The organism is Negativicutes bacterium (assembly GCA_021372785.1).
In the GTDB taxonomy this organism is placed as follows: domain Bacteria; phylum Bacillota; class JAAYKD01; order JAAYKD01; family JAAYKD01; genus JAJFTT01.
Genome location: JAJFTT010000061.1, coordinates 1 through 14,033, shown reverse-complemented (window position 1 = coordinate 14,033; position 14,033 = coordinate 1). Strand labels below are relative to the sequence as shown.

Here is a 14,033-nt window from a genome sequence, read left to right as displayed (position 1 = left end):
TCACTTTCATTTTATATTGATTCCATATTGTCGTAAGATCACAACAAGTTCGAGAGAGGGTCAAACCTGAATTTTAGTTCGGCAAAGACTATTCCGCTTCAAACATTTCTTTGTCTGCACCGCAGACCGGACAAATCCAATCAGTTGGAAGATCTTCCCATTTGGTACCGGGAGCCACGCTGCTGTCGGGGTCTCCTGCTGCTTCATCGTAAACATAACCGCAAACTGAACAGGTGTACTTTTTCATGCTCATACCTTCCTTTTCTTTTCCTATTTATATTAAGAAAGCAGGAATGCTTTCCAATATATACCGATCGCTTAGACACCGATCGCTATCCCGGCTTGTTTCAGTAACACTGTCGATTGAATGAGGCGAGCAATTATTTTGGCTGTTTTGCCTGCGACGAGGCAGCCAAACAAGCCTTGCAAATGCCCTGAAAATAAACATTTCGATTTGTAATTTGAAATCCGCTGAGATGATCGGAGGCAAAACCCTGCAAATCAATCGCGAAGTCATAAATGCCACCGCATTGCCGGCATTTAAAATGACCATGATCCTGCAGATTAAACTCATATCTGATTTCATTCTCTTCGATGGTGATCTCCCGCAGCAATCCGGCTTGGACAAAAGCTTTTAAAGTGCTGTAGACGGTTGATCTCGATAAAGTTGGCATTTCCTTTTTCAGTGCGTCATAGACTTGATCAGCATTGGGATGGACAAAATGCTGCGCAAGATATTCGTAGATTTTTACTCTCTGATGAGACGGTTTTAAGCTGTGCCTGACGAGTTCAGAGGCAATTTGTTCGTATGGCAGATTCATGCTCCGGCTTCCCTTCAGAGAATTACAAATTTAGTAATTATTACAATATCATAATCATTCCTGATTGCCATTATATTAGCACATGCTGATCTGCCTGTCAATAGTCCGCCTTTATTTTTTTTTTTAAGAAATTCACACTAAAAAATAATTGTTCTGCTTTTGATCCGGTTGCTTGACCAGTCATAGCCGTGTATTCCTAATCATTGATGTTTCAGCGGTTGAAGTTTCTATAAAAGGGAAATAGAATGGATGCTGAGGCCAAGAATATTTCTGATGAAAACACAAGAACGGTTCTCTTTTTTTTAATTCCGGCTGTAACCCTTTTGACTGCAGCCTGATTGCGCTTGAAAAGAAACCTACTTATGCTTTTCTGACTAAATGAATAAAAAGGTCTTCTCCTCTTTCTTCTACAGTGGCCTGGTCAACCATCGTACCGACCAGATAAAGCCCGTCGCTGCTGGCATTTTCACCGGCCAGTTGCCAATAATAACCTTCCACTTCCTTTTGCCGCGGTGCATTCAAGTTAAATCTCAATTGCTCGATCAAACGCTGATCATGAGAGTACTGATGCTGGATCATGGTGATCTCCGTTTCCTGGTTCTGTTTTTGTATCTTGATATCGATCTCGTTCGATTCATTCAGCAATAACAACGTCAGTAGTTCATCGACGATCCGTGTAATTTTCTTTGCTTCATGCTGCATACCCGGCTCACTCCTTTTTAAAAGCATCTACAACCGGAACCAAAATTCCGGCTACCAAACCACCCGAAAATCCATTGTTGTAGAGATTAATCCCGCCATGAATCACACCGACATTGGTAACCAAAATCATATGCAGAATTCCGGCAAGAAAGCCAATGACGGGGCCATAAGTTCCTGCTATCGGAGCCAAGGTTGTAGAAAAAAGAACGGAAATCACAATATTGGTTGCAGAAAGCTCAAAACCAAAAAACAAAGCGGTCATGATCACACCTGCCATCACAGGCCAACAATTTTTCAGGTGTTTACCGAAGGCGCCAAAGCCTACAACCGTAAAAATTCCGGCCAAAACAGGTCCATTCACGGTTCCGCCAATTAAAAGAACATAAAGCAAGCTGATAAAACCAAGCATAGACATATTAACAAAGGTTGTACCATAACCGACCAAGTGCGTGAAATCTGTAATCAGTCTGCCTTGATAAGCAAATATCTTCGGATAATCTTTGACGGCACGATGATTGATCCAAAGACCCGCCGCCATAAGCGTAGTAAAAATCAACAGCAGGATCCCTAAAATGATCGGGTAATTTTGCTCCGAGACAATATAAACCGGTTGAACGTTCACACCGAAATTCCTCAGAACACTCGTTAAAACAGTGCCGATAATCCCTGAAGTAAAACCAATATTATAGAGATTATAACCATCGTGAAATCTCAGCATATGAGAGGATAAAGGTACAAGCACAAAACCGATAAATACGCCTGCCAGCATGGCAACTGCGATCGCAGGACCGGCCGGCAGCAAACCGGAAAAGCTTATTTCACTGATGAATGGTGCCAATGCTGTACCAAACATCACAATAGCAAAAATATCTTTGAAAGAATTTTTCTGATAGAGCGTGTAGAGAAAGCCGCCGAGGTAAATTGGCAGGATATTATATAAATTTTTACCAAAAAAAGAGAAACCAATCGCTGTAAAAAAAGCGGCTATCCAGACACCGTTGATCTTTATACGGTAATGCCGCATTATCAGCAAATTCAACAGTCCTACCAGACCAACGTTTATAAAAGCGGCAGCAATCCCGCCAACCTTGATAAAATCAGTAAGTAAAATGGTAGGCGACAGAATGATGTTGGCGAAACCTTCTATTATTTCTCCGATCCTGGTGAAATTAACCGCATAACCAAGGCCAATAATTAAAAAAAGGATTGGAACTGCAGCAAGCATCAAAAGAAGATGAGAGTATCTAATGTCTTTTTCCTTAAGAGTAGAGTGCTTCAATGTTTCGCCTCCTCTTGATTGTTTTTCGTTCTTTACTTTTGTGCCAATACCCCCGTCCCCCTGGAACAGTCCGCCTGGAACGCGCGCCTGGCCCAATCGGAATCACGCAGGATTGCCCTGCCGACGCCGATTAAATCGGCTTTTCGGGTAGCCAGCAGCTGTTCGGCTGCCGCCGCTTCGGTAATTCCTCCGGTAAGAATGACCGGTATGGCAACCACTTGCTTGATGGCTTCGCTGAGCGGAGCGAAAAAGCCCTGTTCATTCGTGCCGCCGGGAATTTGATAACCGCACAAGCCCCCGGAAATATCCAAGAGATCAACTCCTGCCTTTTCAAATTCGCGCGCTGCAATTAAACTGTCTTCGATGGTGGCGCCGCCACTTTTATAATCGGTTGCACCAAGCCGCAGAAAAATCGGGAAATCCTCCCCGACTGCTTGCCGGACCGCAGCAATCACCATTAGATGAAAGCGAATGCGATTCTGCAGCGCTCCGCCGAATTCATCCGTCCGTTGATTGCAGAGCGGAGAATAAAACTGATTAAGCAGATAACCGTGCGCCGCATGGATCTCAACCCCGTCAAAACCTGCTTCTTTCACCCGTTTGGCAGCGTTTTGGAAGTCCAGCACAATTTGCCCGATTTCCGCCCGATCCAGTTCGTGCGGAAGTTCACTGCCACCGCGCGGATGCAGAACCGCAGAAGGACCGACAACGACTGTACCGGTTACTTCCTTTGCTGCTGTGCTGCCGGCATGGTTGATCTGCATCACACACTTGCTGCCGTTCTGGTGAATGACTTCCGCCAATTTTTTCAGATTCGCTACAACCTCATCTTCAGCAACAGAAAGCTGATACTGACTGGCTTTTCCCTGCAGAGAGATGAAGCTGTGTTCGATAATCACAAGGGCAAGGTAACCTCCTTTGGTTTTTTCCTCATAATAATCCAGGATTGCCTGATTGACTTTACCATCCGCATCCGCTTTTGCGGTTGCCATCGGCGGCATAACCAAACGATTTTTTAACTGCAGTGAACCTACTCGTAAGGACTTTTGTAAAAATGTCATGCGAATCTCCTCTTCATTTCCATTTTTTCTATTCTACTCTACAGTTGCCGGGCGCTGGTCTTGCTCTATCCCTCTCACCGCCGGCGCTGTCTTTCGAATTTTCAGAATTGTCAGGGTTGCCGGCCGTAAGCTGCTGAGCCGCCGGATGTTTTGCTCTGCTGTCCCTCCTGCCGGTCCGCAGTCAGCCAGCCTGCCATGCCAATCCTGAGCGCAGTCCGCTTCGCACTCTACTTCTCCGCTCCTCTGCCGCCCCAATTCTTCACGACGGCTTCTTTTAGGTTTTCACTATCCTTCACCGAAAGCAAAGCGAGCGCTTCCAATTCATTGACTCCTTCAATTGCTTCCATCCAAAAGTCCTTATTTTCCAGCAGGTTATGCTCTTCCACCATACGCAACAGTTTTGCCGGGACATCCACCCGATTCAGATAGATTTCCAACGCATTGGCCATCGCTTCCCAGGCTTTATCACGGCAAAGATAAGGAATATTCAAGCGGTTGAATAAAGAGGTCAGGAAACCGGTGAATTGATTCCTGCCTTTCAAACGCCCCGGCGCCAAGACATAATAACTGTTCTGATAAAGTGTGCCGGCTTTGGCTACGATAAAAGGCAGTTCCAAATTGACTTCATCCGGTAAATTCGCGCCAACCACGAAACTGCGCTCAATCAAATCCTTAGCGGCAGCCTGTACTTTCAGCTGTTCTTCCTGCAAAGTGGCAATCAAGGCTTGCTCCAGTGTTTTCTGCCGGGAAAGCGTGGCTTTCCACTGTAGTTCCGCTTCCTTCAGTTGCTCCTGCATCATTTCCAAAGGACGTCTGGTGATATAGGACTGCGCCGATAATTCATCCATCCAGCCGGTTTCCTGCTGATGCAGCAGTTCCTCCATGCGGGCAAATTCTTCTTTTCTGTTGCTCAATTGCACCGCATAATAATCTTGCATCGGACTTTGCAGCTGGCGATAACGCTCCAGACTGCTTTGCAGCTGCAGCATTTCCTGTTGCAGCGCATCCATACGCAGCTTCATTTCGTGGCTCTGATCGGTCGTTACCTGATACTGTGAATTCAATTGACTGAGCCGTTGCTCGATTTCCGGTTTCAATGATTCGATTTCTTCCTTCAGCAGCAGTAAGGCTTTGTCACGCTGCCGGATCAGAAATTCCGTGCGCAGCAGAGACTTTTCTTTGATCGCCTGCAGCATTTGATCGATTTTAAAATCTTCCGCACGGTAATTTTTCACCCAGGTTTCCAGTGTCTCTTTTTCCTGCAGTATGGCTTCGTTTTGCATTCCGGTCAGCAAAACACCCCAATCCTGTACTTCCAGCGCGCGTTCCTTGCCAAGAACAGCCGGTAAACCAAAGGCGGCCGTAACCAAATGACTGGGATATTTCGGCGGATACGGAGTCAGGAGATGATCCGCAATTTGCAGCAAATCGCTCTCGTAAGTATCTCCCTGATTGATCTGCGACAAAGTGGTATCGAGCGACCTGGAGGGTGAAACCGCTAACTGCAGCTGTTCCCCCATAATATCGAGCAGATCAAACAAATAAGCCCGATCCTGATCAAAGACGCGCTTCAATAAGATCGGCCAGCGCACCTGGGTGAGTGTCAGCAAGGTTTCCCCTGCCAGCTTTTCTCTGGGAATGGTATTAGCAAACACCCGGCTGTGCACAAGACAAGTTGCAATCGCTTTTTCAACATGAGCGCTGACCGGAACGTCTTTGGCGTCGATCAAAAAAGGAAAAATCTGGTTCATAGCAATTCCACCTCCATTGATTTTATGCCCGACTCCTTATCCATGACTGCCGGATGCGGGCAGTGATTTCTCTCTGCATTCCCTCACCAGGTTTTTTTGGCTTGCTTTGCTTTATAACCGAAAAATCACCAGCGAGTCAGGGCTTCGTTCTGCGCTGCGGTCAGCATTTGGCGTAATTTCAAACCCAAAGCAGGCCCTTTTTCTGATCTGCCGTCGCCATGAATTCCGGCTTGGGCCAAATAGAACGGAATAATCGCGAGAGCATGTTCGATCATTTGCCAGACCGCATCCAATTCCGTTAATCTGCTGATGCATTGTTCCGGGTTTTTGCCCATGATATCGGCCGTTTTAAACAGATAGAGCTGCCGTAGAAAAGCACTCAGTTCCGTAATATTACTGAATTCAACGGCCAGATGATTCAAATAATCGGTCACCGCCTGCGGTGTCAGCTCCAGGGGCAGGCTCATATGCCAGGCAATCAGTTTACTCACCTGGCGGCGGGTTGTTTTCGCTACTTCCCAACCGAGCATCGACTGCTCACAAATTCGACAGCCCATCCGTTCATGACCATGATCGCTGGGCAGACTATTGAACGGATCGACGGAGCGAATACCCGGCAGCCCTTTGGCGCAGTCGTGAAACATCGCCGCCCAAGTCAGAACATCATCCTGGGGAATTTTTGTTTCCACATAAGTCAGCACAGCCAGCGTATGGTCCCAGGCATTCAAGTGGTGATAAGCCGGATTTTGCGCCACGCTTCCCAGATGACAGATTTGCGGCAGAACCTTATCCAGTAACTGACAATCCGCCAGCATAGTCAGACCTTTGGCCAGGACTCTTTTTCGCACCATTTTGTGAAGTTCTTTGCCGATGCGTTCCTGTGCTACACCATCCAGCAAATCGGCAGATTGCATCATGGCTGCTTTGGTTTCTGCTTCCAGGCTGAAATCAAAACGGGCGGCAAAAGTGACGGCCCGTAAAATGCGGATAGGATCTTCCTCAAAACGCCGTTTGGCTTTACCTACCGCCCGGATTTGGCGATTGAGAATATCCTGCCGGCCGCCAAACGGATCCAGCAGATTCTCGTTGATGTCCATTGCAATGGCGTTGATCGTAAAATCACGCCGGGCAGCGTCAGCGGTAAAATTGCTGACTGCATAGACCAATGGTTTACCGGGATCCAAATAGGCTTCGCCCCGAAAAGTGGCCACTTCCGTTCCATCAACCAACAAAACACCGTATTGTTTCCCCACCGCATTGAGTTTGGCATCCGGAAACAGCGCGGCGATCTGGGATGGCATGGCGGAGGTGGCCAAATCGATATCGGAGGCAGTCATTCCCAGCAGCCGGTCTCTGACACAGCCGCCCACATAATAAGCATCGTATCCGGCTGCCAGCAATCGTTCTAAAATCTGTTTTGGCTGTAATGTCAAGCGCACCGCCTCCCGTCTCTTGTTATTGTTCTAGAAATCAGAAAAGATTCCTTCTATACAGACTGGCGAATCAGCCGAAGCGCTGCGCCAGAGAAAGATCGAATACCAACATTTTCAACATAAAAAAACCGGCCGGCGGCTGACCCTGCTCCGTCTGACCGGTTGTTCCCTTCCATGCCGAATTATCTGTGCGCACAGCCGATGATTTCTCTGATCGCACTCACCTTCTCTTTTTGGCACCACGCCGTCAGACCGGCTGCTACTTGGCCGATACTGTCCGGTTCCACAAAATTTGCCGTACCCAAAGCAATTACGCTTGCGCCCGCCATCAGAAAGCTGAGTGCATCTTCGGCAGTCATGATCCCACCCATGCCGATGATCGGCAGACGGACTGCCTGATATACCTGATAAACCATCCGCAAGGCAATCGGCCGGATCGCCGGACCGGATAAGCCGCCAAACGTATTGGCTAAGACCGGTTTGCGTTGTTTGAGATCAATTACCATAGCCAGGATGGTATTGATCAAAGAAATCACATCCGCCCCCTCCGCCTCCACTACTTTTGCCATCAAGGCGATATCGGTGACATTGGGCGATAATTTAACGATCAAGGGCAGGTTGGTGTGCTGGCGGGCGGCCCTAACCGCCGCCGCGGCGGTTTCCGGTTTGATTCCGAAGGCCATGCCTCCTTCTTTGACATTCGGGCAGGAGATATTGACTTCCAAAGCGGCAATCCCTGCCACTTGATCCAAACGGGCTGCCATCTCGCCGTATTCCTCCGCTGTTTTTCCATTGATATTCACGATCAAAGGCACATCCTGCTGCAGCAGCCAGGGCAAGTCGTCGCTTAAAAAGGCTTCTACCCCGGGATTCATCAAGCCGACTGAGTTGATCAGGCCGGCAGGTGTCTCAATTAAGCGCTGGCCGGGGTTGCCCTGGCGAGGTTCCGGGGTGATGCCTTTCACGGTGATCGCTCCCAGCTGATGCAAATCGGTCAGAGCGGCATATTCCTGACCGAAGCCGAACGTGCCGGATGCTGTGGTAATCGGGGTCCGAAAGTGAATTCCGGCTATGTCTACGCTCAAATCTACCTGCTTATTCATCAAATTCCACCTCTTCCGCCGCTATGGCAGGACCTTCCTGGCAGATCAAAGCATAACGCCAGCCGCCAGCCGCAGTCTTTAAGCGAACGGTGCAGCCAAGACAGGCGCCCAGACCGCAGGCCATATGCGCTTCCAGCGACAGCCAAACCGGTATTGCCATGCCTAGCGTTTCCTTTTTTAAGGCTTTCAGCATCGCCATCGGACCGCAGGCATAAACCGCTTTTGTCTGCTTTCGCAGCAGGTTTTCTCTTAGTTCTGTTGTCACATACCCTTGCTTACCGCAGCTGCCGTCTTCGGTCGCCAGTTCCAGTTTCACGCCAAGCTGCTGGAATTCCTCTAAAACCAAGAAGTCCACTCGGCTGCGGCTGCCGTAATAGACAGTGAGGCAATACCCTTTTCTCAGCAAATCCTCTGCCAAAGCATAAAGCGGCGCAATACCTATGCCGCCGGCAATCAAAGCAATCTGCTGACCATTGTCTGGCGGTTCAGCCGGATCAGGGAAGCCGTTGCCTAAAGGAGCTAAGATCTGTAAACTTTCTCCGGCTTTGATACCGGTTAAGGCTTCGGTCCCTCGCCCGACCACCTGGTACAGCACCTTAAACCGTCCGGTCTCAATATCGAATGCATGTATGCTCATCGGGCGCCGCAGCAGAGGATCATTTAGACCGTTCAGTCTGATATTCACAAACTGACCCGGCTGCATCAAACCAACCAGGCTTTTTTCCGCCAGGGTCAGCAGCCAATAGCTGCCTTTCAGATGTTGATTTTCTATCACCAGTGCCGCTTTGTTCTGCGCTTTATTTTTCATGGAGATACTCCTGTAAACTAACGGGTTTCAGGTGTTCCGTGTTTTGCAGATAGCTGAGACAGCGCCAATAGGCGAGCAAAGTATCCAGAGAAGTAAAATAGCGGCAGTCATGCTCCACCGCAGAACGGCGAATGATAAAACCGTCCCGTTCCGGCAGTTTACCCAAGGTGACGGTGTTGATGACAAAATCAATTTTACCCTCCGCAATCACATCCAGCACCGTCCGTTCTTTGCCGCCGATTTTGGCGACTTCTTCAACCTTCACGCCTGCCTGCTGCAGCGCTTCCGCAGTTTTGCTGGTGGCATATACTTTATAACCGGCCCGCCAAAATTGCTTGATCAGCGGGATCGCTTCCTTTTTATCGCGGTCGGCTATGGTTGCCAATAAAACTTTTTGTTCGGCAGGTTTCCAGCCCGCCGCCCAGAAAGCACGCGCCAAGGCTTCGTCTTTGTTTTGACCCAGACCGATCACTTCCCCTGTGCTTTTCATTTCCGGACCTAAGCCAATTTCCACGCCGCGCAGCTTTGCCCAGCTGAAGACCGGTGCTTTGGCTGCATAGAAATCACCGGCAGCCCACAATCCGTCCGGATATCCCTGCTCTTTGATGCTCTGCCCCAAAGCGACCCGGGTGGCAATCTGCACCATGGGCAAATTTGCCACCTTGGAAAGGAAGGGAACGGTTCGGCTGGAACGGGGATTGACCTCAATGATATATAAGTTCTGTCCCTGACGCACAAACTGGACATTGATCAAACCTTTCACCCGCAGCGCCAGGGCCATTTTTGTGGTGGCTTCGCAGATTTCTTCGATCACCCAAGGATCGATATGATACCAGGGATAGACTGCAATCGAATCGCCGGAATGCACTCCGGCACGTTCGACATGCTCCATGATTCCGCCAATCAGGACCGTTTCTCCGTCGGCAATTGCATCGACTTCCAATTCCTGGCCTAAAATATAGCGGTCGATCAGCACAGGATGATCGGGAGAAATGCGGACGGCTTCCTGCAGATAGCCTTCCAACTCATTGACCGAATAACAGATTTCCATACCGCGTCCGCCCAGCACATAGGAAGGACGAACCAGAACCGGAAAACCGAGTTCCTGCACGGCGTTCTTTGCTTCTGCAAAGGAGCGAACCGCCTTACCTGCCGGACGCGCTAAGTGCAGGCTCTCCAGCAGGTCATCAAATCGCTCTCTGTCTTCTGCCAAATCGATGGCATCCAGCTGCGAGCCTAAGATCGGAATACCGCTTTCATCGATGCAGCGGGCTAAATTGATGGCAGTCTGCCCGCCAAATTGCACCAGTACCCCTTGCGGTTTTTCTTTCCTCAGGATCTCCAGGACTTCTTCCTCCATCAAAGGTTCAAAATAGAGACGATCGGAAACATTGAAATCGGTGGAAACGGTTTCCGGATTGTTATTGATCATGATGGAGCGATAACCGGCCTGCTCCAGCGCCTGCAGGGCATGTACGGAACAGTAATCGAATTCAACGCCCTGACCGATGCGGATTGGACCGGAACCGATCACAACTGCCTTTTTGCCTATTAACGGCTGCGCTTCGTCTTCCTGTTCGAAGGTGGCATAATAATAAGGCGTATCCGATTCAAACTCACCGGCGCAGGTATCAACCAATTTATAGGTTCGTTCTATTTTCTCGCTGATGCGCAGCTCGTAGACTGCTTTTATCGTCTGCCGGCTCTGACGAGCAATTTCACTGTCGGCAAAGCCAAGCCGTTTTGAGTCACGCAGCAATTCCCTGCCAAAAGGTTCCGACTGCAGACGCTGTTCCATCGCCGGGATGCGCTGCAATTGATGCAAAAACCAGGGGTCGATGCGGCTGATTTCATAAAGTTTCTCCGGCGACAGACCGCGGCGCAGCGCTTCCATGAGATGAAATAAACGCAAGTCATCCGCATAGGTGATCTGACGGATCAGTTCTTCCTCACTGAGCAGCGCGCTCTCCGCTGTCCAAACCGCGGCATAACCCTGCTCCAGAGAACGCACAGCCTTTTGTAATGCTTCCGGCAATGTACGGCCGATGGCCATGACCTCTCCGGTGGATTTCATCTGTGTATTCAGCTGACGGTTGGCAACCCGGAATTTATCAAAGGGAAAGCGCGGAACCTTCACTACGATATAGTCGATGGTCGGTTCAAAGCAAGCGCTGGTGCGTCCGGTTACCGGGTTCACGATTTCATCAAGGGTATAACCCAGAGCGATCAGGCTGGCAATACGGGCAATCGGATAACCGGTCGCTTTGGAAGCCAGAGCGGAGGAGCGGCTGACCCGGGGGTTTACTTCAATGACATAGTATTGCTGGCTGTAGGGATCCAAGGCAAACTGAACATTGCAGCCGCCTTCGATTCCCAAATTGCGAATGATGTTGAGGGAAGCGGTACGCATCATCTGATAATCGCTGTCATCGAGCGTTTGCGTTGGCGCTACCACAATCGAGTCTCCGGTGTGGACGCCTAACGGATCAAAATTTTCCATGGAGCAGATGGCGATGCAATTGTCTTTCGCATCGCGCATCACTTCAAACTCGATTTCTTTCCAGCCTTTCAGGGATTTTTCAATCAGGCATTGATTGATGGGACTCATACGTAACCCGATGGGCAGCAGCTCACAGAGTTCCTGCTCGTTGTTGCAGAAGCCTCCGCCGGTGCCTCCCAAAGTAAACGCAGGCCGGACGATAATCGGATAACCGATTTTTTGGGCAAAGGGAATGGCGCTGGGCAGATCGTTGACCGTATAGCTTTCCAGCACCGGTTCACCAATGCTTTCCATGGCATCTTTAAACAGCTGCCGATCTTCCGAACGTTCGATGGAATCCAGCGGTGTCCCCAATAATTCCACATTATATTGCTCCAAAATCCCTTTTTGCCCTAAAGACAACGCCATATTCAAGCCGACCTGACCACCCAGCGTAGGCAGAATGCCATCCGGACGCTCTTTTTCGATGATTTTTGTGACAATTTCCGGTGAAATCGGCTCCAGATAGGTCTGGTACGCCATTTCTTTGTCGGTCATAATGGTTGCCGGGTTGGAATTGACCAGAATGACCTGCACGCCCTCCTCGCGCAGAACACGACAGGCTTGGGTGCCGGCATAATCGAACTCCGCCGCCTGACCGATGATAATCGGACCGGAACCGATGACCAGGATTTTTTTCAGGTACGATTTCCTTGGCATTTAGCGCCCCTTCTTTCTTTGGAACGTTTTGAGGAAAGAACCGAAGAGGCTGGATGAATCCAGCGGACCGGGTGACCCCTCCGGATGATACTGAACCGACCAGATCGGCAGCGTCTTATGACGTAACCCTTCCACCGTATTATCATTCAGTTGAATATGGGTGACTTCCAGTTGTGTATGCTGGACGCTGGCTAAATCCACTGCATAACCGTGATTCTGCGAGGTCATGCGGACTTGTCCGCTCGCTAAATCCTTGACCGGATGATTGCCACCCCGGTGACCGAACGGCAGCTTATAGGTGGCTGCCCCCATGGCCAAAGCGATGATCTGATGACCCAGACAGATGCCCACAATTGGAATCCGTCCGGCCAGATCACGGACCAGGGCGATGGCGGAAACCTGCACTTCGGGAGCGCCGGGTCCATTGGAAAGCAAAACCCCGTCCGGCTGCTCCGCCATGACCTGGGTCGCGGTAGAGTCCGGCGGAAAAACAGTAATGTCACAATCCAGAGCCTGCAATTTGCGAATAATATTCGACTTGGCGCCAAAATCGATCAGCGCCACCCGCGTGCCGCTGCCTTTGATGCGGTGAATCTCTTTGCAGGCGACCTGCTTGACATAATCGGGATGCGCCATGCCCTTCAGCATCACTAAGGCATCCTGTTCTGAAACGGTAACCGGCACGATAATGCCATCCATCACACCATAGCTGCGCAACAGGCGCACCAATGCCCTGGTATCCAGTTCGCTGATCACCGTGATCTGCTGCTCGATTAAAAAATGTTCCAAGCTGCCCTGCATTAAAAAATGGTTGGGAAAGTCGCACAATTCTCTGACGATCAGACCTTTGCACCAAACATGCTCCGATTCTGCCTTCAGGGGATTGACGCCGTAATTGCCCTGCAGGGGATAAGTCATGGTGACCAGCTGACCGGCATAAGAAGGGTCGGTGAGTGTCTCCCAGTAGCCGGTCATGCCGGTCGTAAAAACGACCTCGCCCATCGCGGTCTGGCAGGCGCCGTGCAGCTTTCCGTCAAATGAAAGGCCATTGGTTAATACCAGTTTTCCGTCCATTAAACTTCGACTCCCCTTCTGTAGCGAATTTCTCCCTCCACAATGGTACAGACCGGCCAGCCTTTTAACCGCCAACCGCCGTAAGGTGTATTTTTACCTTTGGAGACAAACGTTTCCGGTTCGACCGTACGTATCTCCTGCGGATCAATTACCGTGATATTGGCGCTGCTGCCAAGGCTCAGACGATGGTCCGGCAGATTGTAAATCGCTGCCGGGCCGCTGGTGAAGGCTTTGATCACGGTCTGCAGCGGGAGCAGTCCGGTTGCTACCAAGCGATCCATGACCAAAGCCACTGCCGTATCCAAACCGGAAATACCGAAGGCTGCAGAGTCGAATTCCATTCTTTTATCATCCAAATGATGCGGCGCATGGTCCGTCACAATAGCGGTGATAATACCGTCTCTGAGGCCTTCGATCAAAGCCTGACGGTCTGCTGCGGAGCGCAGCGGCGGATTGATTTTTGTATTGCTGTCGTAATCGGATTGCGCTACGATCTCATCGGTCAGAATCAAATGGTGAACCGTGACCTCACCGCTGGCTTTGATGCCGTCTTCTTTGGCCTGCCGCAGCAGACGGACCGAATTCGCCGCGGAGAGATGGCAAAGATGGATCCGTCCGTTCACCAATTTTGCCAGCTGCAAATCCCGGTAAGCCATGACCTCTTCGGCTGCGGTAGGAATCCCGCGCAGTCCCAAACGGGTGGAAACCGCACCGTGATGCATCACACCGCCTTCGGTTAAAACCGGATCCTCCAAATGGCTGGCGACCGTTAAACCAAACATGGCACTGTATTCCAAAGCGT

At 50.0% G+C, this 14,033-nt stretch carries 12 protein-coding genes; all 12 read right to left on the bottom strand.

The features are described 5' to 3' along the window. Positions 1 to 88 precede the first annotated feature (88 nt). The gene (locus tag LLG09_07740) at positions 89 to 247 is read right to left on the bottom strand and encodes a rubredoxin (protein MCE5197001.1); all 159 of its coding nucleotides are present in this window, start codon (positions 245 to 247) and stop codon (positions 89 to 91) included. A gap of 133 nt (positions 248 to 380) precedes the next feature. After that, positions 381 to 821, bottom strand: coding sequence for a transcriptional repressor (locus tag LLG09_07735; GenBank protein ID MCE5197000.1), 441 nt, complete (start codon positions 819 to 821; stop codon positions 381 to 383). Positions 822 to 1,181: 360 nt separating this feature from the next. Beyond that, positions 1,182 to 1,523, bottom strand: coding sequence for a hypothetical protein (locus tag LLG09_07730; GenBank protein MCE5196999.1), 342 nt, complete (start codon positions 1,521 to 1,523; stop codon positions 1,182 to 1,184). Positions 1,524 to 1,530: 7 nt separating this feature from the next. Further along, positions 1,531 to 2,802 carry a DUF1576 domain-containing protein gene (locus LLG09_07725; GenBank protein ID MCE5196998.1) on the bottom strand — a complete coding sequence of 424 codons (1,272 nt, stop codon included), beginning with the start codon at positions 2,800 to 2,802 and terminating at the stop codon, positions 1,531 to 1,533. Between the two features lie 32 nt (positions 2,803 to 2,834). Continuing rightward, positions 2,835 to 3,863, bottom strand: a complete 1,029-nt coding sequence (locus LLG09_07720) for an NADH:flavin oxidoreductase (GenBank protein MCE5196997.1) — start codon at positions 3,861 to 3,863, stop codon at positions 2,835 to 2,837. A 227-nt stretch (positions 3,864 to 4,090) separates the two neighbouring features. After that, positions 4,091 to 5,614, bottom strand: coding sequence for a hypothetical protein (locus tag LLG09_07715; GenBank protein ID MCE5196996.1), 1,524 nt, complete (start codon positions 5,612 to 5,614; stop codon positions 4,091 to 4,093). A 125-nt stretch (positions 5,615 to 5,739) separates the two neighbouring features. Then, positions 5,740 to 7,047: a hypothetical protein gene (locus tag LLG09_07710; protein ID MCE5196995.1), complete on the bottom strand. Its 1,308-nt coding sequence runs from the start codon at positions 7,045 to 7,047 to the stop codon at positions 5,740 to 5,742. A 182-nt stretch (positions 7,048 to 7,229) separates the two neighbouring features. Next, complete coding sequence (locus tag LLG09_07705) at positions 7,230 to 8,150, bottom strand: dihydroorotate dehydrogenase (GenBank protein MCE5196994.1); 921 nt, start codon at positions 8,148 to 8,150, stop codon at positions 7,230 to 7,232. Beyond that, positions 8,143 to 8,958 (bottom strand): dihydroorotate dehydrogenase electron transfer subunit, encoded by an 816-nt coding sequence (locus LLG09_07700; protein ID MCE5196993.1) that lies wholly within the window; start codon positions 8,956 to 8,958, stop codon positions 8,143 to 8,145. The genes LLG09_07705 and LLG09_07700 overlap by 8 nt, the downstream gene beginning before the upstream one ends. After that, a complete protein-coding gene (gene carB / locus LLG09_07695) occupies positions 8,948 to 12,157 on the bottom strand; it encodes a carbamoyl-phosphate synthase large subunit (protein ID MCE5196992.1) in 3,210 nt (1,069 codons plus the stop codon). Before carB ends, LLG09_07700 begins: the two co-directional genes overlap by 11 nt. After that, a complete protein-coding gene (gene carA / locus LLG09_07690; protein MCE5196991.1) occupies positions 12,158 to 13,231 on the bottom strand; it encodes a glutamine-hydrolyzing carbamoyl-phosphate synthase small subunit in 1,074 nt (357 codons plus the stop codon). Further along, positions 13,231 to 14,033, bottom strand: an 803-nt coding sequence (locus LLG09_07685) for a dihydroorotase (GenBank protein MCE5196990.1), incomplete at its 5' end; no start/stop codon positions are given. The genes carA and LLG09_07685, both read right to left, overlap by 1 nt.